General features: G+C 72.2%; 12 protein-coding genes and 2 tRNA genes. 6 read left to right on the top strand and 8 right to left on the bottom strand.

The window, feature by feature from the left end:
* Positions 1-46 precede the first annotated feature (46 nt).
* The 6 genes from ACFWFI_RS17355 to ACFWFI_RS17330 all read right to left on the bottom strand — a co-directional run bounded on the left by ACFWFI_RS17355 (position 47) and on the right by ACFWFI_RS17330 (position 7,949).
* Complete coding sequence (locus ACFWFI_RS17355; protein WP_387390580.1) at positions 47-2,236, bottom strand: ArnT family glycosyltransferase; 2,190 nt, start codon at positions 2,234-2,236, stop codon at positions 47-49.
* A complete protein-coding gene (locus ACFWFI_RS17350) occupies positions 2,233-3,549 on the bottom strand; it encodes a bifunctional glycosyltransferase family 2/GtrA family protein (protein WP_387390577.1) in 1,317 nt (438 codons plus the stop codon). Before ACFWFI_RS17350 ends, ACFWFI_RS17355 begins: the two co-directional genes overlap by 4 nt.
* 26 nt (positions 3,550-3,575) lie before the next feature.
* Complete coding sequence (locus ACFWFI_RS17345; RefSeq protein WP_387390574.1) at positions 3,576-5,282, bottom strand: HAMP domain-containing sensor histidine kinase; 1,707 nt, start codon at positions 5,280-5,282, stop codon at positions 3,576-3,578.
* Positions 5,283-5,286: 4 nt separating this feature from the next.
* Positions 5,287-6,024, bottom strand: coding sequence for a response regulator transcription factor (locus ACFWFI_RS17340; RefSeq protein WP_387390572.1), 738 nt, complete (start codon positions 6,022-6,024; stop codon positions 5,287-5,289).
* A gap of 86 nt (positions 6,025-6,110) precedes the next feature.
* On the bottom strand, positions 6,111-6,992 hold the full coding sequence (locus tag ACFWFI_RS17335; protein ID WP_387390569.1) for an amidohydrolase family protein: 882 nt from the start codon (positions 6,990-6,992) through the stop codon (positions 6,111-6,113).
* 69 nt (positions 6,993-7,061) lie between these two features.
* On the bottom strand, positions 7,062-7,949 hold the full coding sequence (locus ACFWFI_RS17330) for a DUF2797 domain-containing protein (protein WP_387390567.1): 888 nt from the start codon (positions 7,947-7,949) through the stop codon (positions 7,062-7,064).
* Positions 7,950-8,137: 188 nt separating this feature from the next.
* Between ACFWFI_RS17330 and ACFWFI_RS17325 the strand changes: the two genes are divergently transcribed.
* The 4 genes from ACFWFI_RS17325 to ACFWFI_RS17310 all read left to right on the top strand — a co-directional run bounded on the left by ACFWFI_RS17325 (position 8,138) and on the right by ACFWFI_RS17310 (position 11,881).
* The gene (locus ACFWFI_RS17325; RefSeq protein ID WP_387390564.1) at positions 8,138-8,908 is read left to right on the top strand and encodes an LppU/SCO3897 family protein; all 771 of its coding nucleotides are present in this window, start codon (positions 8,138-8,140) and stop codon (positions 8,906-8,908) included.
* Between the two features lie 128 nt (positions 8,909-9,036).
* Positions 9,037-9,456, top strand: coding sequence for a hypothetical protein (locus ACFWFI_RS17320; RefSeq protein ID WP_387390562.1), 420 nt, complete (start codon positions 9,037-9,039; stop codon positions 9,454-9,456).
* A gap of 190 nt (positions 9,457-9,646) precedes the next feature.
* Positions 9,647-10,591: an RNA polymerase sigma factor SigJ gene (gene sigJ / locus ACFWFI_RS17315; protein ID WP_387390560.1), complete on the top strand. Its 945-nt coding sequence runs from the start codon at positions 9,647-9,649 to the stop codon at positions 10,589-10,591.
* Between the two features lie 93 nt (positions 10,592-10,684).
* Positions 10,685-11,881 carry an NAD(P)/FAD-dependent oxidoreductase gene (locus tag ACFWFI_RS17310; protein WP_387390558.1) on the top strand — a complete coding sequence of 399 codons (1,197 nt, stop codon included), beginning with the start codon at positions 10,685-10,687 and terminating at the stop codon, positions 11,879-11,881.
* Positions 11,882-12,146: 265 nt separating this feature from the next.
* On the opposite strand, the gene ACFWFI_RS17305 is transcribed toward ACFWFI_RS17310, so the two are convergent.
* Both ACFWFI_RS17305 and ACFWFI_RS17300 read right to left on the bottom strand, forming a co-directional pair.
* Positions 12,147-12,219 (bottom strand) — tRNA-Arg (locus tag ACFWFI_RS17305).
* 208 nt (positions 12,220-12,427) lie between these two features.
* Positions 12,428-12,518: transfer RNA gene (locus tag ACFWFI_RS17300), tRNA-Ser, on the bottom strand.
* Between the two features lie 394 nt (positions 12,519-12,912).
* On the opposite strand from ACFWFI_RS17300, the gene ACFWFI_RS17295 reads away from it, so the two are divergent.
* Both ACFWFI_RS17295 and ACFWFI_RS17290 read left to right on the top strand, forming a co-directional pair.
* Positions 12,913-13,383: an SSI family serine proteinase inhibitor gene (locus ACFWFI_RS17295; protein ID WP_387390556.1), complete on the top strand. Its 471-nt coding sequence runs from the start codon at positions 12,913-12,915 to the stop codon at positions 13,381-13,383.
* A 345-nt stretch (positions 13,384-13,728) separates the two neighbouring features.
* A complete protein-coding gene (locus ACFWFI_RS17290; protein ID WP_387390554.1) occupies positions 13,729-17,799 on the top strand; it encodes a PAS domain-containing protein in 4,071 nt (1,356 codons plus the stop codon).
* Positions 17,800-17,806: the final 7 nt, after the last annotated feature.

The raw sequence follows: 17,806 nt of genomic DNA, 5'->3' as shown, positions 1-17,806 counted from the left end.
GCTCCGGGGCCACCGCCCTGTCGGGGCCGCTCTGTCGCGGCTGGCCTCAGCTCTTCGGCTGGGTGAGGTCGTAGAAGGTCGCGCTTCCGGCCGTGACCTCCTTGAAGTTCGCCTCCACCCATGTCGAGATCTGGGACGAGGCGCCCTCGCCGCCCATGCCTCCGCCGCCCGTGCCGCCCGAGATGAAGTAGTGGATCTTTCCGTCCTCCACGTACTTCTTGAACTGGGCGAGAGTCGGGGACGGGTCGCTGCCGTTGAATCCGCCGATCGCCATCACCGGGTCCCCGGTGGCGAGCTGGTAACTCGCGGCGTTCTGCGAACCGATGGCCGCGGCGGCCCAGGTGTAGGCGTCGGCGTTCTGCTTCAGGAGCGTCTTGGCCTCGGAGTCGACGGAGGCGCCGTTGAGCAGGCCGCCCATGCCGCCGCCACCGCCGCCCGTACCGCCTTCGCCCGTGCCGCCGCCGGGCATGCCGCCCTGCTGACCTCCGGGCGCCTGGCCCTGGCCCTGCTGTGCCTGGCCCGGTGTGCCGCCACCGGGGAAGCCGCCGCCCTGAGCTGTGCCCTGCCCGTTGCCCTGCGCCTTCCCCGGGGCCTGTCCGCCCTGCTGCGTGCCCTGGCCGGGGGGCTGCATGCCACCTCCGGGACCGCCGCCCTCACCGCCACCGGGGCCGCCGCCCCGGCCGCCACCGGGGCCGCCCATGCTGGTGCCCGACGGGCCCGCGGTGACGATGGAGCCCTGGTGACCGGTGTTCAGCGTGCTGATCGTGTACGCCGTCGGCCCGGCCAGCGACGCAGCGAGGCCCAGGCCCACCACGCCAAGCGCGAGCGCCCGGCCCAGCCGTGCCGCGAGCAGCAGCCCGACCGCGCCCACGAGGCCGCCGATCAGGACGGCCCAGCGCAGCCACGGGAAGTAGTCCGGCGTGCGCCCCAGCAGGACGTACGACCAGACGGCCGTCACCGCGACGGTCACGCCGAGCGCGGCGCCCGCCCACCACTTGCCCCGTTCCTCCCAGAGGACCGTGGCGCCCATGCCGACCAGCGCCGCGATGTAGGGCGCCAGGGCCACCGTGTAGTACTGGTGGAAGATGCCGGCCATGAAGCTGAAGACGAAGGCCGTCATCAGCAGCGAACCGCCCCAGGCGAGGAACGCCGCACGGGCAGTGTCGGTCCGCTTCGCCCGCCAGGTCAGCCAGATGCCCGCGACCAGCAGGATCAGAGCGGCCGGCAGCAGCCAGGAGATCTGGCTGCCGATCTCGGAGTTGAACATCCGGCCGATGCCGGTCTCGCCCCATCCGCCGCCCTGGCCGCCACCGCCGCCGCCCCCGACGCTGCCGGTCTCCTCGCCGTTGATCCGGCCGAGTCCGTTGTAACCGAAGGTGAGTTCCAGGAAGGAGTTGTTCTGGGAGCCGCCGATGTACGGCCGCGAGGAGGCGGGCCACAGCTCGACGATCGCCACCCACCAGCCGCCGGAGACGACCATCGCCAGCGCTGCCAGCCCGAGCTGGCCGAATCGCTTCCGCACGGACACCGGCGCGAACACCGCGTACAGCACGGCCAGGGGAGGAAGGATCAGGAAGGCCTGAAGGGTCTTCGACAGGAACGCGAGACCCACCGCGACGCCGGCCCAGACCAGCCACTTCGTCCGGCCGCCCTCGAACGCGCGCAGCACGCAGTAGACGGTGACGGTCATCAGGAGCGCGAGCAGCGCGTCCGGGTTGTTGAAGCGGAACATCAGCGCGGCCACCGGGGTCAGCGCGAAGACCGCCATCGTGATCAGCCCTGCGGCGGCGCTGAAGCGGCGGCGCACGGCCGCGTAGAGGACACCGGCCGTGGCGACCGCCATCAGCACCTGCGGCGCGAGGATCGCCCAGGAGCTCAGACCGAAGATCCGCACCGACAGGGCCATCGGCCACAGCGTGGCCGGGGGCTTGTCGACGGTGATCGCGTTCGCGGAGTCCAGCGAGCCGAAGAAGAAGGCCTTCCAGCTCTGGCTGCCGGCCTGCACGGCCGCGGAGTAGAAGGAGTTGGCGTAACCGGAAGCGCTCAGATTCCACAGGTACGCGAGCGCGACGACCAGCAGCAGGCCGAGGAAGGCGGGCCTCGCCCAGCGCGGGTCCTCGGGCCTGCCCTGCCGGATGCGGCGCGACAACGGCTCCCGCCTGCCCGCGGCGTGCGCGGGCGCCCCTGGGGTGTCGGGCGGGGCCTGGAATTGGTCGGAGTGCGTGGCGGCCGTCATCGGGCGTTCCTCAGTTCGTGTGCGGCACCCTTGCGGGCGTCCTGAGTGTCGGTGCGCCGGTCGGGGAAGACCCAGGCACGGAAGAGCAGAAACCGCAGCACCGTTGCCGCGAGGTTGGCCGCGATCAGCACGGCGAGTTCCGTACCGTGCGACGCCGATCCGGACGCGGTGCCCAGGGCGGCGAGCGAACCGCTGGTGAGCGCGAGCCCGATCGCGAAGACGACGAGTCCCTGCGCCTGGTGGCGCACGGCACCGCCCCGGCCGCGTACGCCGAAGGTGAGCCTCCGGTTCGCCGCCGTGTTGGCGACGGCGGACACCAGGAGGGCCCCGGCGTTGGCGAACTGCGGGCCGACGCCCAGGCGGAAGAGGGAGTACAGGGCGAGGTAGACCAGGGTGGAGAGCGCGCCCACGACACAGAAGCCGACCAGTTGCCGGGCGAGTCCGCGCGGCACCCCGGGCACGGCCCGGTCGCGCGGGTCGTCCCCGAAGGGCCGCGCCAGCCGGTCCAGCGGCAGCGCTCCGGTGGCCAGCGCCCGGCCCACCCGCCAGACCCCCTTGAGGTCCTCGGTCGCGGTCTTCACGATGTGCACGGTGGAGTCCGGGTCGTCGACCCAGTCGACCGGCACCTCGTGGATGCGCAGCCCGGCCCGCTCGGCGAGCACCAGCATCTCGGTGTCGAAGAACCATCCGGTGTCCTCGACCATCGGCAGCAGCCGCTGCGCGACCTCACGCCGTATGGCCTTGAAGCCGCACTGGGCGTCGCTGAACCTGGCGGCCAGCGAGGAGCGCAGGATCAGGTTGTAGGCCCGCGAGATGAATTCCCGCTTGGAGCCCCGCACCACCCGCGAACTGCGGGCCAGGCGTGAGCCGATGGCCAGGTCGGAGTGACCCGAGATCAGCGGGGCGACCAGCGGCAGAAGGGCGTTGAGGTCGGTCGAGAGGTCCACGTCCATGTAGGCGAGGACCGGGGAGTCCGAGTGGGACCAGACGGTCCGCAGCGCCCGGCCCCGGCCCTTCTCCTCCAGCCGGTACGACCGCACCTCGGGGATGAGATCCGCGAGCCGCGCCGCCACCAGGGGCGTGCGGTCGCTGCTCGCGTTGTCCGCCACGGTGATCCGGAAGCTGTAGGGGAACGTCCGCGCCAGGTGGTCGTGCAGGCGCAGCACGCACGATTCGAGGTCCTTCTCCTCGTTGTACACGGGGATCACCACGTCGAGTACGGGTACGGGTGCGGGAGCGCCGGCAGCGCCGACCGCTGCGGCCAGGAGGTGTTCCCGGGCCGGCAGGGTGCTCCAAGGAGTGTCGGTTCGCATGACACAGACACTCGCCAACCGCGCTGTCACATCCGTGTGCTGAGCCTGTGGTCCGCCTGTGAGTGCGCGACGGGCGCGCCACCCGCGCTGTTTTCCCAGGTCACAGGCTCGCCAGCGAATCCGTTCGGCAACGGCACGGGCGCTGCGGAGGCGTGGGCGGAGCTGTCCGGCCACGGCGCGGGCGGTGCGGAGGCGACGGAGCTGTCCGCCCCCTCTCCGTACACCGCGTCCGCCGGCAGATGGACGGCGAACACCGTGTTGCCCGGTACCGACCGAACCTCGGCCAGCCCGCCGTGCGCGGCCGCGACGGCCTGCACGATGGCGAGGCCCAGCCCCGTCGACCCGGCGTGCCGGGAACGCGAGGCGTCGCCGCGCGCGAACCGTTCGAAGACACGCGGCTGCAGCTCGGCCGGGATGCCCGGGCCGTTGTCCTGGACCTCCAGGGTCACCCAGGGCAGCTCCCTGCGCGCCTGCCGCACGCGGACCGTGACCGTGGTCCCCGGCGGGGTGTGCGTACGGGCGTTCGCCAGCAGGTTGACCAGCACCTGCTGGATCCTGGTCGGATCGGCGAGCACCGTCGCGGGCACGTCCGGCAGCTCCAGCCGCCAGTGATGGGCGGCCCCGGACGATCCGCCGGGGGCGCGGTCCGCGACGCGGGCGTCGCTCACCGCGTCGATGACGAGCGGCGAGAGATCGGTGCTCTCGTACGAGAGCGGCCGACCGGCGTCGAGACGCGCCAGGAGCAGCAGGTCCTCGACCATGCCGGTCATCCGCTCCGCCTCGGACTCGATCCGTCCCAGGGCGTGCCGGGTGTCGGGTCCGGCGTTCTCCCTGCCGCGGCGGGTCAGTTCGGCGTACCCGCGGATCGAGGCGAGCGGTGTGCGCAGCTCATGGCTGGCGTCCGCGACGAACTGCCGTACCCGCGTCTCGCTCTTCTGCCGCGCGTCCAGGGCCGAACCGACGTGGCCCAGCATCCGGTTGAGGGCCGCGCCGACCTGGCCGACCTCGGTACGCGGATCGGCCTCGGCCTCCGGGACCCGTTCGAACAGGGCCACCTCGCCGCTGTGCAGCGGGAGTTCGGAAACCCGGGTCGCGGTGGCAGCCACCCTGCGCAGCGGGCGCAGGGCCACACCGACCATGGCGGCACCGGCGATCCCGGCGGCGATGAGCCCGGCCCCGGTGACGCAGACCTCGACGAGGATCAGGGTGGTGACGGCCTTGTCCACCTCGGCCGTGGGAATGCCGACGAGCACGGTCGTGCCGGCGCTCGACGGGACGGCCTGCACACGGTAGCTGCCGAGTCCGGGAAGGTCTACGTCATGGGGTTCGCCGTCCGGGGCCACCCCCGCAGCTTCGAGGACGCCCTCCTGAGCGCCGGTCAGCTCCTCGGTGCTCTCCGGGGCATCCGGGCCCTTCGCCACCTTGGAGACGGTGACGGACCCGTCGGTGACCACGGCACCGAATGTGTTGAACGGGCCGCCCCTGCCGACGAAGTCCAGCGAGTCCCCGCTCTCCGGGCCGCCCGGGGTGATCTTGCCGCCACCCGGCGGACGGGCCTCGGCCAGTTTGGTGATGTCGCGCAGCTGACCGTCCAGCTTCCCGTCCATGTAGCTCTGGAAGGCGATCGCGGTGACCGAACCGATCACAGCGGCGACGACCGCGATGAGCGTCACCGCGTACACGACGAGCCGGGTCCGCAGCGTCCAGGGGCGCCGTGTGTTCTTCCTGCTCACGCGGCTACTCACCGGGCTTGATCAGGTACCCGGCCCCGCGCCGGGTGTGGATCATCGGGGTGCGCCCCGCGTCGATCTTCTTGCGCAGGTAGGAGATGTACAGCTCGACGACGTTGGCCTGGCCGCCGAAGTCGTAGTTCCAGACCCGGTCGAGGATCTGCGCCTTGCTGAGCACCCGGCGCGGATTGCGCATCAGGAAGCGCAGCAGCTCGAATTCGGTCGCCGTGAGATGGATCGAATCGTCGCCCCGGCTCACCTCGTGGCTGTCCTCGTCCAGGACCAGGTCACCGACGACGAGCGTCGATTCGCTGCGCACGGAGGCCGTTCCGGAGCGGCGGATCAGCCCGCGCAACCGTGCCACGACCTCCTCCAGGCTGAACGGCTTGGTGACGTAGTCGTCGCCACCCGCCGTGAGCCCCGCGATCCGGTCCTCCACCGCGTCCCGGGCGGTCAGGAACAGCACGGGCACATCGGAGATCTCGCGCCGCAGCCGGCCGAGCACGGCCAGTCCGTCCATGTCGGGGAGCATCACATCGAGGATCACCGCGTCGGGACGGAAGTCGCGAGCCGTACGGACGGCACCCGCGCCGTCACCGGCGCTGCGCACCTCCCAACCCTCGTAGCGCAGGGCCATGGAGAGCAGCTCGGCAAGCGGAGCCTCGTCGTCCACGACCAGCACACGGACGGGGTTGCGGTCGGGCCTGAGCAGTTCTGTACGCCCCTGGGGCGAGGTCGTCGTCATGGCTCAAGCCTGTGAGACGGCCGTGAGAGAGAGCTTTCGCCTACCTGTGAATTTCCTGAGAAACGCGTCGGCGGACCGCCTCACACCTACCGGAACAGCTCACTCGCGTTCCCGTGGCAGACCGCCCGCAGCCACGCGTCACCCAGCCCCAGCCCCTCCAGGGCGTGCAGTTGATGGGCGTACGGGTAAGGAATGTTCGGGAAGTCCGTGCCGAGCAGGATCCGGTCACCGAGGTCGGCGAGACGCCCGCGCTCACCGGGCGGGAACGGCGTGAAGTCCTCGGTGAAGTCCGTGAACGCCATGGTGGTGTCGAGCCGCACCCCGGGATACGTGGCCGCCAGCTCCATGAACTCCGCGTACTCCGGCATCCCCATGTGCGCCACCACCAGTTTCAGCCGGGGATGGCGGGACAGCAGGCGGCCGATCGGCTCGGGACCTGTGTACGCGCCGGGAGCCGGCCCGGACCCGCAGTGCGTCACGACCGGGATCCCGGCTTCCGCCAGCAGCCCCCACACCGGCTCCAGCAGCGGATCGTTCGGGTCGTAGCCGCCTACCTGGAGGTGTGACTTGAAGACACGCGCCCCCGCCTCGACCGCCTCGCGGACATAGGTCCCCGCGCCCTCCTCCGGGAAGAACGTCGCGGTGTGGAGGCAGTCCGGCACCCGGGCCGCGAATGCGGCCGCCCATCCGTTCAGCCAGGCCGCCATGCCGGCCTTGTGCGGGTAGAGCATCGAGGTGAACCGGAGCACGCCGAACGAGCGGAGCAGCGCGAGGCGCTCGTCCTCGTCCCGCCGGTAAGTGATCGGCCACTCCAGCCCGGTGAGCGGGCCCGCCGAGTCGAAGTACGCCCATACCTTGCTGAGCACCCGCTCCGGCATGAAGTGCGTGTGTACGTCGATGATCCCGGGCAGCCCGAGCCGCTGCCAGAACCGCACGACGTCATCACGGTCACGGTCGTCGCTGCTCATCCGCCCCACCTGCCTCGTGCGTCTCGTGCGTCTCGTGCGCCTCGTACGCGTAGGTTCCCGGCGACGATCTCAGAACAGCCCGTCCTGCACTCCACCGCCCCCCACGGCCACAGCCGGGACGCTCATCCCCGCCCGCGCGTCGGCTCCCACCAGGTCCCAGCCAGTGACGAGCCGCGTGTCCAGCACGACGATCCCCTCGTCCACGGTCTCCAGGTGCAGGTCGGGCCCGGCCGCCGCCACCAGCCGCCCGGCCACCACACCGCCCCCGGCCAGAGCGGTCACCACCCGCGCCGCCGGCCCCGCACCGCCGAGTCCGAACACCCCGGCGTGGTCGACCGCCTCGAACGGCAACCGCTCCAGCGCCTCCGGCCACCCCGCGCTCTCCAGGGCCACGGCCCGCCGGTACAGCCCCTCGATCTCGGCGGCCCGCTCCGCCGCCCCCGGCAGGTCGCCCCGCACGGCACGCTTTCGCGCGTACGGGATCCGGTCCGGCACCCCGAGCGCGGAGCGCAGCAGCTCCTCAGTACGCCGCGCTGCCATCAGCGGCCCGCGCCCCAGCCAGCTGAACACCACGGCCCCCTGCTCCCGCAGCCGCGCGGCGTCCCGTGCCTCCCCGGTGATCCCGACCTTCACCATGCCCGGACCGAACCAGGCCAGGTAGACGCGGTACGTCCGGGGGTCGTCCGCGATCGTGTCGGCGGCCACCGAGTGCGCCCGGTCCAGCCGTGCGCACTCCGCGCAGCGCGCACCCGTGCTCCGTACGGGCACCACGGCCCCGACCGGACACGGGTTGCCGCGCGCCCCCACACAGTGCCGTTCCCCCTCGGCCCGGAACCCGAGCTCCTTCCCGTACGCCAGGACACTCACCCGCCCGCGCCCGGACCCGTCGCTCCGCGCCCACCCGAGGACGGGCTCGCCGTCGGGCCAGCGCAGCCCGGTACACCGCCAGCCGCTCATTCCGCCCCTCTCAGCTCGTGTGCGCCCTGCCGGACATTAACGGACAAGGCTTCTCAGCCGGCCCCGCGCAGGTGCTCCGGCAGCGTTCGACGCGGCCTTGCGCGGAGTCGGTTCAGGACGCACGTATTTCTAGAGTGAGTTTCTAGAAAAACTCTCCAATTAGGTTGCCGCCGGTCCACACTGACCCCGTGTCCTCACCGGAGATTCCTCTCTCGCTCACATCGCGGCAGGCCGCCGACGGCGACATCGTCACCGTCCCTCTGCCGACCGGCGCCACCCGCATCCGTATCCCACCCGCACAGGATGGCGACCTCGTCCGGGCCCGGGTCGGCGAACAGGAGGTACTCCTGCGCATCCGGGTCACCGGGGGCGGCCTGTCGAGCAGCGGCCCGTGGCTCGCGCTCGTCGCAGTCGCCGCCGTGATCGGGTTCGTGGTGCTGCTGGGCGTCTTCGGAGCCGACGACAAAAACTCCTCCGCCGGCCCTCCGGCCGGCTCGTCGGCGTACGACTCCTCCACCGGGGACCCGTACGCCGAGGAGACGGAGGACACGTACACCGAGGATCCGTACACCGAGGATCCCAGCACCTCGGAGACCACCGAAGAGCCGGAAGAGCCGGAAGAGCCCGAGGAGACCGAGGAGACCGAAGACACCTACACCGAGGACCCGTACGACACCGGGGAAGAAGCCCCCGACCCGTACGAGTCCGGCACCTGCCTCAACGGGACCCTGCCGGATTCCACGACCGCGCAGGAGGTCAGCGACGTCGAAGAGGTCTCCTGCTCGGCCTCCGATGCCCACTACCAGGTGATCCAGACGTTCGCCTTCACGTCGGACATGAGCAGGTGCAGCGCCAACTCCGATACGCAGTACGCGTTCTCGTACCGCTACACCCTCAACGGGGCGACCCTCAACGAATACGTGTACTGCCTGATCGGCCTCGGCTCGTACGCACGCTGAACACCGCCTCGGCCCATGAACTGCTCGCTGTCAGCCGCGAGATGACCACGCCTGTTGCCTGAAGTACTCAGGGGCGGACGAGTACGTGTACTCCGGCCGGCCGCGAAGTGAGCCGGAATGCTTGAACCATGCGACGACGACTTCCGAATCCCGCCCTCCAGCTGTGGGCGTTCCTGGTGCCTGCTCTCGTGACACTCGCGCTCTGGGCCGCCTGGCTGGGCTGGGACCAGCAGTACGACGTGCAACCCGACGGCTCGACGACCGGTCCGTACGCGGCATGGCAGGTGATCGGTCTGGTGCTGACCCTTCTGGCGCCGCTGTACTGGGCGGCCTCCCGGCAGAACATCGCGGGACCCGTGGTCGGCATCACGGCCGGCCTGACCGTCGCCTCCGCCTACGACTGGTCGGACGACGCCAGCGGCCTCTTCGCGGTCGGCGTGAGCGCGATCATGGTGGGAAGCCTCGTCACGACCGCCGCGGCGTCCCTCGTGATCGCCTCTGTGAAACGAGGCGGGCGGGCGCACGACGCGATGGGTGGCATCGGCTGACACCCCTGTTGCACTCCGCTGCCGCACTCCGCTGCCGTACCGCTGCTGTACGGACCACCCGATGAGGCCCTCAGGATCACTCCTGGGGGCCTCCGGCCTGCTGTGCACTCGCCATGAGCTGCCCCCGGTCGGCTGACGCGGGGCCGCAGCCCGAGGCCGGTCGCGCGCCACGGGAGCTAGGATCCGGGCCATGGCTCTGACCATGAACGACATGGACCGGTTCAAGGCCTCCATGCCCCGCCTGGAAGCCATCGCCTACCGCCTCCTCGGCTCCGCGAGCGATGCCGAGGACGCCGTGCAGGACACCTTTCTGCGCTGGCAGGCCGCGGACCTCGACCGCATCGAGGTCCCCGAGGCATGGCTGACGAAGGTCCTCACCAACCTGTGCCTCAACCAGCTCACCTCGGCCCGCGCCCGGCGCGAGACCTATGTGGGCCAGTGGCTGCCCGAGCCGCTGCTCGCCGGGGACCCGATGCTCGGCCCGGCCGACACCGTCGAGCAGCGCGAATCCGTCTCCTACGCGGTCCTCGCCCTCATGGAGCGCCTCTCCCCCAACGAGCGGGTGGTGTACGTACTGCGGGAAGCCTTCGACTACCCGCACCGGAGGATCGCGGAGATCCTCGACATCACCGAGGCCGCCAGCCAGCAGATCTTCCACCGGGCCAAGAAGCACGTCTCGGACGGCAAGGCCCGCACCGAGATCGACGAGGCCGCCGCCCGCCGGATCGTCGAGGAGTTCCTCGCTGCCGCCACCAGCGGCCGGACCGAGCCGCTCGTGCGGCTGCTCACCGACGACGCCGTCTCGATCGGCGACGGCGGTGGGAAGGTTCCGGCCCGCGCCAAGGCGTTCGAGGGCGCACTCGCGGTCGCGAAGTTCATGCGCGGCCTGTTCAAGCCCGGCAAGGCCAAGCGCGCCATCGCCGGCGGCTCCCCCGAGATGTACGCCACGACCGCCAACGGCGCCCCCGCCGTCGTGGCGGTCGTCGACGGCCGGGTCATCGGCGTCATGTGCCTGGAGGTCACCTCCGAGGGCATCGCCGCGTTCCGCAACCAGGTCAACCCCGACAAGCTCGAACGCGCGACCCGGCGGTGGGCGGCCACCGAGCACGGGGAACCGCTGCTCATCGCCTTCTGACCATGGTGTGAGGTGCTTCACATCGCGGTCCTGTCAGGAATCGGCGGGCTGTCCGGTTCAAGTGGCGAACCCGCGCGAGACAGGAGCAGGGAAATGAAGCACCGCATCATCGTTCTCGGAGCCGGATACACCGGAGCCATCGCCGCCGGCCGCCTCGCCAGGCGACTGCGCCGCGAAGACGTCGCCATCACCCTCGTCAACGCCGAGCCCGACTTCGTCGAGCGCGTCCGGATGCACCAGCTGGCGGTCGGCCAGGACCTCCGGCCCCGGCCCTTCAGCGAGATGTTCGCGGGCACCGGCGTCGAACTGAAGCTCGCGAAGGTCACCGGTGTCGACGTCGACCGCAGAACAGTCGCCGTAATCGACGCGGACGGCGCGGAGGAGCTGGCCTACGACAGCCTCGTGTACGCCCTCGGCAGCGGCTGGAACACCCAAGGCGTTCCCGGCACCGCCGAGTACGCCCACGACATCACCGGCCGCCCCGGAGCGCTACGGCTGCGCGAGCGCCTGGCCGGCCTGGACGCCGGGCAGCCCGTGGTCGTCGTGGGCGGCGGCCTCACCGGCCTGGAGGCCGCGGCCGAGATCGCCGAGACCCGCCCCGACCTCGACGTCGCCCTCGCCGCCCGCGGCGGGCTCGGCGACTGGCTCTCGCCCAAGGGCCGCGGACACGTGCGGAAGGTCTTCGACAAGCTCGGCATCACCGTGCACGAGCACACCGCCGTCACCGGCGTGGAGGCCGACCGCGTCGCGACAGCCGACGGCACATCCGTCCCGGCCGCGGTCACCGTGTGGACCACCGGCTTCGCGGTCCACCCGATCGCGAAGGCCACCACCCTGGAGGTCACCGGCACAGGTCAGATCGTGGTCGACGGGACCATGCGCTCGGTCTCGCACCCGGACGTGTACGCCATCGGCGACGCGGCCATGGCCATGGGCCCCGGCGACAAGCCGCTGCGGATGTCGTGCGCCTCGGGCACGCCCGCCGCGTGGCAGGCCGCCGACTCCATCGCGGCACGCCTGACCGGCGGAAAGCTCCCGAACGCGCCGCTCCGCTACTTCAACCAGTGCATCTCGCTGGGCCGCAAGGAAGGCCTGATCCAGTACGTCACCGCCGACGACCGCGCCGTCCGGGCGGCCCTGACCGGGCGGTTCGCCGCCGCCTACAAGGAACTGGTCTGCAAAGGCGCGGCCTGGGGCGTCGCCAACCCGATGCTCGGGATGCCGACCCGGAGCCGCCGCGTCGTGCAGGAGCGGGCGCAGGCGGGCCCGGCCGTCCAGGAGTCGGCCTGACCGGACCGGGCTCCTGTCGGGCTCGTGGACGACAACTCGGGCCCCTGCCCGACCGGGTGGGTGTGGCCGCACAGGCCGACCCGCCCGGCGCAGGGGCCGGACGCACGCGGGCTGGCCACCGCAGATTCCGGCTCACCGAGTCGAACCGGTGGCTCGTCCTTGCCGCCCGCCTCAACTCACCCGCGCTCCACGGCCCGTCGGACACCGCCTTCACGACATACGACAGAGGCCCTCAGGATTTCTCCTGAGGGCCTCTGGTCTGCTGTGCACTCGGCAGGATTCGAACCTGCAACCTTCTGATCCGTAGTCAGATGCTCTATCCGTTAAGCTACGAGTGCTTGTCCTCGGCCTGGGCCTCGGTGCTTGCCTCCCGGGGTTTTTCTCCCTGGTCGGCGTTGCGAGAACAACATTACATGACCTGCGCCGTGACGCGAAATCCATTAGCCAAACCACACCTGACCTGCGGAAACGCGATTCTGAAGCAGGTTTTCAGGGGCCGGATACGACCGAAGCCCCGTGCCTGGGGCACGGGGCTTCGGGATCCTGCGGAGGCGGAGGGATTTGAACCCTCGATGGGCTTTAAGACCCAAACCGCATTAGCAGTGCGGCGCCATAGACCGGACTAGGCGACGCCTCCAGCACACCCCGCGCGAGCGCGAGTGGTGCGTGCAGATGATGACACAGTCGAGCGCGCTGTCACCAATCGCCGCCCACGGTACTAGGCAGGTGGGCGGCTAGGCAAAGCGCCCTGCGGCGGGTGTCCGGCCGGGTGTTCCGGACGCGTCCCCGGCCAGGGGTTCAGCCTCGTGCCCGGCAGCGGTCCCACGGCGCGCCCGGGCGGGTGCTCCGGCGTGGCTGTTCCGGTCGGCCCCCCATGAGTTGCGCAACGTGCGGGCGTAAGGAGCGTTAGAGAGAACGAGGGCTCCGCCCTCCGTCCGTCACCCCCCATGTGCCCGGCGCGCGCCACCACCCGGCGCGTACCGGAGCAGGCCGGCGCGCTCCCGGGCGCGCCTGAACAACAGGAGCCCCGCATGCTGCGCCGTCTCGCCCTCACCGCTGTCGCGTCCCTCGCGGCGCTGTCCGCCGCCGCGCCCGCCGCCACCGCCGCCTCCCTTCTTGTGCCGCTGCCTCCGCTTCCCCTGCTCCAGGGGGACTGGCCGACGGCGCAGGACACGAAGACCCGGCTCACCGTCACGGTCTCCGAGTCCGGCAATCCGGCGGCCGACGGGGTCTTCGAGCTGGAGTGCGGCCCGGCGGGCGGCAGCCACCCGGCCGCGCAGCGTGCCTGCGACCTGCTGGACGAGGCCGCGGAGTCGGGGGGCAACCCGTTCGTGGCCACGGACCGCAATGCCATGTGCACCCAGCAGGCCGGCGGACCCGCCGCCGCCCGGGTGCAGGGCACCTGGCAGGGGGAGGACGTCGACGCGCGCTTCAGCCGGGCCAACGGCTGCGAGATCTCTCGCTGGAACAACCTCGTGCCGGTGCTCCCCTCCGCGCGTTAACCGGTTCGGCGGGGCGTGCGCCGGGACTTCGGCGGGGCCGGACGGCGCGCGCCGGGGCGCGCGCAAGGCCGCTCCGGAGGGCCTGTGGTGCGGGTTCCAGGGCCACTTCGGGCGGTCTCCGAACGCACGCCGGAACGCATCGGAGCACGTCAGAGGGGGCGCTCGCGGTCACGACATGGACCACCGGCGTACACCGTGTGCACAGAACCTTGGTGAGAGCTCCCCCTCATCCGCCGCCCGCCATGCGCTCCCTGCCTTTAGACTCCTCCAGTGACAGCCTGAGGCCCGAGGGGCAGGATGGGGCCCGCTGTCGGCAAGGTGCGGTATTCAGGGAGGAAGCGTCTCGTGAGCAGCAGGCCATCCCGAGGCGCTGCTCGCCTCGCAGCCATACTCGACGCCCTCCCGGACGGGCTCCTGCTCGTCAACTGCAACGGCACGGTCGTCAACGCCAACACCATCGCCCTCGAAATGTTCGAGACCCCGGGCACCGCGCTCGTGGGGCGCGGACTGCTCGATCTGCTTCCGGAGTTCGACTCCAGGCTGATCCCGGGGTCGATGCGCAGGCCGGATGCTGCGGACGAGCAGGGCAGGACCAAGCCGACGCGGATGACCGCGCGCCGGACCGACGGCACCGACTACCCCGTCGAGGTCACCAGCGCGTCCCTGGACAGCGGCCAGGCCGGCTACAACGACATCCACTCCAGCTACACCGGTGACGAGCTGCTCATGCTCGTCATCCGGGATCTCTCCGGCACCGTCGACACCGAGGCCGAGCTGGCCCGTTCGCAGCGCCAGACGGAGATGATCCTGCGGGCCGCCTCCGAGGGCGTCGTGGGTACGGACACGGACGGCCGGGTCGTCCTGGTCAACCCCGCCGCCGCCCAGATCCTCGGCTTCCGCGCCAGCGACCTCGGCGGCCAGGAACTCCACCCGCTGATCCTTCACTCGCGCGCGGAGGGCGACCCGTTCCCGTACGACGAGTCGCCGCTCGCCGACACCCTGAGGTCCGGCCGCAAGCACCGGGTGCGCGGCCAGGTGCTCTGGTCCAAGAGCGGCGCCCAGGTGCCGGTGGATCTGACGACGGCTCCGGTGCGTGACGGGGACCAGCTGGTCGGCGCCGTCATGACGTTCACCGACCGCAGGCCCTACGAGGAACTGACCCAGCAGCACACCGACGAGGTCTCCGGGCTGACCGAACGGCACGCGGCCGAGATCGCCGAGCTCACCGAGAAGCACCGCGCCGAAGTCGAGGCGCTCACCGAGCGGCACGCGGCAGAGACCGCCGACCGGACCGAGCGGTACGCCTCCGAACTCGAGGAGAAGGCGGAGCGTCTCACCGGCCTCGACGCCCGGCACACCCAGCTGACCGCCGTGCTGGGCGAGTCCCTGCGCGGGCCGCTCGAGGAGCTGCGGGGCGAACTCTCGGCCCTCGCCGCCGATCCGGCCGGCCAGCTCTGGCCCGAGGCCAACCAGATCCTGCACCACCTCGCCGCGGGCTACGCGCGCATGACGACGCTCGTCGACAACGTGCTGAGCTACCAGCGCCTGGACGACGGCGCCGAGGAACTCGTCAAGCAGCCGGTGCTGCTCGACTCCGTGGTCACCGCGGGCATCGACGGCGCGGTCGAGCTGATCGGTCCGGGACGTGCGCAGTTCGCGGTGCACGCACCACCGATCGAGGCCGAGGTCGACGGGGGCCGGCTGATCACGGCCCTCGCCCACCTCGTCGCCGACGTGGCCGGTGTCGACTCGACCGGCAAGGCCCGGCCGGTGCCGGGGGGCGGCTATGTCGACTCCACGGTCGTCGTGGCCGCGGCGCAGCGCGGTGACGTCGTACGCATCGAGGTGCGCGGGCCGTTCGCCGGGGGCGACCCGGTGCATGTGCCGATCGTGCGCGGGATCGTGCGCGCGCACGGCGGCGTGCTCCAGACGCACGAGATGCCGGGGATGAGCGGCAGCGCGTACGTCCTGGAGGTGCCGCTCGGCTCGGGCGCCGGGACCATCGTGCCCGAGCCTCTCCCCGTGCCCGAGGAAGCCGCCGCACCCGAGCCCGCCCCCCAGCCCGCGCAGGGCGGCCGGCGCCGGGCGCGCAGGTCGTCCACGGACGCGTTCCTGGACAGCCCCGTCGACGGAGAAGCGGCCGGTCCGGAGGCCGGTGACACCGCGGCCGCGGAGCCGACCGGCCGGCGCAGGGCGCGCCGTGGATCCACGGAACCTCAGGATCAGCAGGAACAGGACATCACCCCGTCCCGGCAGAGCGAGGGCTCCGGTCGCAGGCGCGGCCGGCCCAGCCCCGCCGAGACGGGTACGGGTACGGAAACCGCGGCTGAGCTGCCCCGGCAGGCACTGGCGCTCCCCGCGGCGGCCTCCGCCCCCTCCGAGGGTTCCGTGGTCACGGCGGCCGAGGGTGCTCAGGGGGGTGGCGGCCGCCCGCAGCTCGGGCAGACGGTGCCGCCCCAGGGCGTGCCGCAGAACGCCTCCGGGCGGACCGGGCGTCAGGGCGGCGGAGTCCAGCCCGCGCTGCCCGCTCTCGCCTCGGCCGAGGCTTCTGGGCAGCAGGAGCAGTCGCGGCCGGAGCAGCAGGCACAGCAGCCCGGAGGGCGACGGGCCCGCCGGGCTCTCGCCGCCGCTCAGGAGCGCGCCGCCGCGGCCGAGCCCTCGGGCCCGCGTACCGCCTTCGCGCTGCCGCCCGCCGCGGCGGACCGGATCCCGCCGACGGCTCCGGGATCGCCGGTCGTAGCGCCGCCTTCCGCCGTCTCTCCGGCCTCGCCCGCTCCGCAGCCGGCCCCTGCCCCGCCCGCTCAGCAACCGGTCCCCTCGGGTGCTCGGCCTGCCCCGGCCGGAGACGGCCCGTTGCCCGAGCGCCACGACGCCGTACGGACCGCACCGGACGCGGACCACACCCCGCCGCAGCCGCACCCCGCGCCGTCCGGCCGCCGGAGGGCACGGTCCTCGGAGGCGCCGGAGCCGCAGGCCCGGCCGGGCCATCCCGTTCCCGGGCAGCCGCTGCCCGCCGTTCCTCCGCAGCCCGACTGGGCGCAGGACGGCACGGTTCACGACCCGGCCGCGCCGGAACCCGATGATGAGGTGGACCCGGCAGGCGACGAGTGGGCGTCTCCCGGCAGCACCACGCACACCACGGGCACCGTCGCCGCCCCGGCCGGTCCCGCTACCGCGCCGGAGCCCGCGTCGGCACCGGAGCCGCATCCGGCCGACAGCGACGCGCCGACGCCCGTCCCGGACGCGCGGCGCCAGCCGCTGCCCGCCGAGGCGCCCATGCCGATGTCCTCCGATTCGACCCAGGGCCGTGCGTTCAGCGTGCGGACGCTGGGGCAGGGCGTGCCCTTCGCGCAGCACCTCGCGCATCAGCAGAACCAGACGCTCGGCGGCGCCGGGCGGCGCCGTAAGCTCGCCGCCCCGCCCGAGGCCGAGCGCCAGGCGCCGCCCGCCATGGCGCCCGTGCCGCCGCAGCCCGCCCCGGCCCCTGCTCCGTCGCAGACCGGCGGAACACAGGGAAGCACCGTGCAGGGCTCCGGCTCCAGCCGGCTTCTGTCCCCGCCCGCGTCCGAGGGGCGCTCGTACGCGATCGGCGCGCCCGACGAGGGCGCCGAGGGGCCGGAGCCACTGGACGGCCCCGGTGGCGCCGTCGAGGTGGCCAACCGCCCGCAGCCGCAGCCCGTCGACGACGAACTGCCCCCGGAGCCGCTGGACAACCCGCGCCGGCTGCTCGTCTGGCCCGCCCCGGACGTCTCCACCCAGCAGGCCCTCAGCGACCGCGGCTACCGTCCGGTGATCGTGCACTCCCGCGAGGAGGTCGACGCCCAGATCGCGGCGTTCCCCGCCGCGCTGTTCGTCGACCCGCTGACCGGGCCGATCACCCGGACGGCGCTGCAGTCACTGCGTCAGGCGGCTGTGGCGGCTGAGGTCCCGGTGCTGGTGACGGCCGGTCTGGGACAGGCGACCAGGGAAGCGGCCTACGGTGCCGACCCGGCCGTGCTCCTCAAGGCGCTCGCCCCGCGCGACAGCGACCAGCATCCGCCGAGGGTCCTGGTGATCGAGGAGCACGAGGAGATCGCGCTGGCGCTGACGGAGACGCTCGAGCGCCGCGGCATGCAGGTCGCGCGGGCGTCGGGCGACAGCGAGGCGGTCGATCTGGCCACCCGGATGAGGCCGAATCTGGTGGTGATGGACCTGATGCAGGTACGCCGCCGGCGTGCGGGGATCATCGACTGGCTCCGCGCGAACGGCGCGCTGAACCACACGCCGCTGGTCGTCTACACCTCGGCCGGCATGGAGGAGGCGGACCTGCCGAGGCTCGCCTCCGGTGAGACGGTGCTCTTCCTCGCCGAGCGCTCGACGAGCGACGAGGTGCAGTCACGGATCGTGGATCTGCTGGCGAAGATAGGGACGAACTGACGCCCGG

It is taken from the genome of Streptomyces sp. NPDC060209 (assembly GCF_042728155.1).
GTDB lineage: Bacteria > Actinomycetota > Actinomycetes > Streptomycetales > Streptomycetaceae > Streptomyces.
This window is presented reverse-complemented; position numbering and strand designations above follow the sequence as displayed.

Excerpts from the sequence above, each read along its gene's own strand:
- ACFWFI_RS17355 (WP_387390580.1), bottom strand. The coding sequence starts at position 2,236 with ATGACGGCCGCCACGCACTCCGACCAATTCCAGGCCCCGCCCGACACC.
- ACFWFI_RS17350 (WP_387390577.1), bottom strand. The coding sequence starts at position 3,549 with ATGCGAACCGACACTCCTTGGAGCACCCTGCCGGCCCGGGAACACCTC.
- ACFWFI_RS17340 (WP_387390572.1), bottom strand. The coding sequence starts at position 6,024 with ATGACGACGACCTCGCCCCAGGGGCGTACAGAACTGCTCAGGCCCGAC.
- ACFWFI_RS17335 (WP_387390569.1), bottom strand. The coding sequence starts at position 6,992 with ATGAGCAGCGACGACCGTGACCGTGATGACGTCGTGCGGTTCTGGCAG.
- ACFWFI_RS17330 (WP_387390567.1), bottom strand. The coding sequence starts at position 7,949 with ATGAGCGGCTGGCGGTGTACCGGGCTGCGCTGGCCCGACGGCGAGCCC.
- ACFWFI_RS17320 (WP_387390562.1), top strand. The coding sequence starts at position 9,037 with ATGCGACGACGACTTCCGAATCCCGCCCTCCAGCTGTGGGCGTTCCTG.
- sigJ (WP_387390560.1), top strand. The coding sequence starts at position 9,647 with ATGGCTCTGACCATGAACGACATGGACCGGTTCAAGGCCTCCATGCCC.
- ACFWFI_RS17310 (WP_387390558.1), top strand. The coding sequence starts at position 10,685 with ATGAAGCACCGCATCATCGTTCTCGGAGCCGGATACACCGGAGCCATC.
- ACFWFI_RS17295 (WP_387390556.1), top strand. The coding sequence starts at position 12,913 with ATGCTGCGCCGTCTCGCCCTCACCGCTGTCGCGTCCCTCGCGGCGCTG.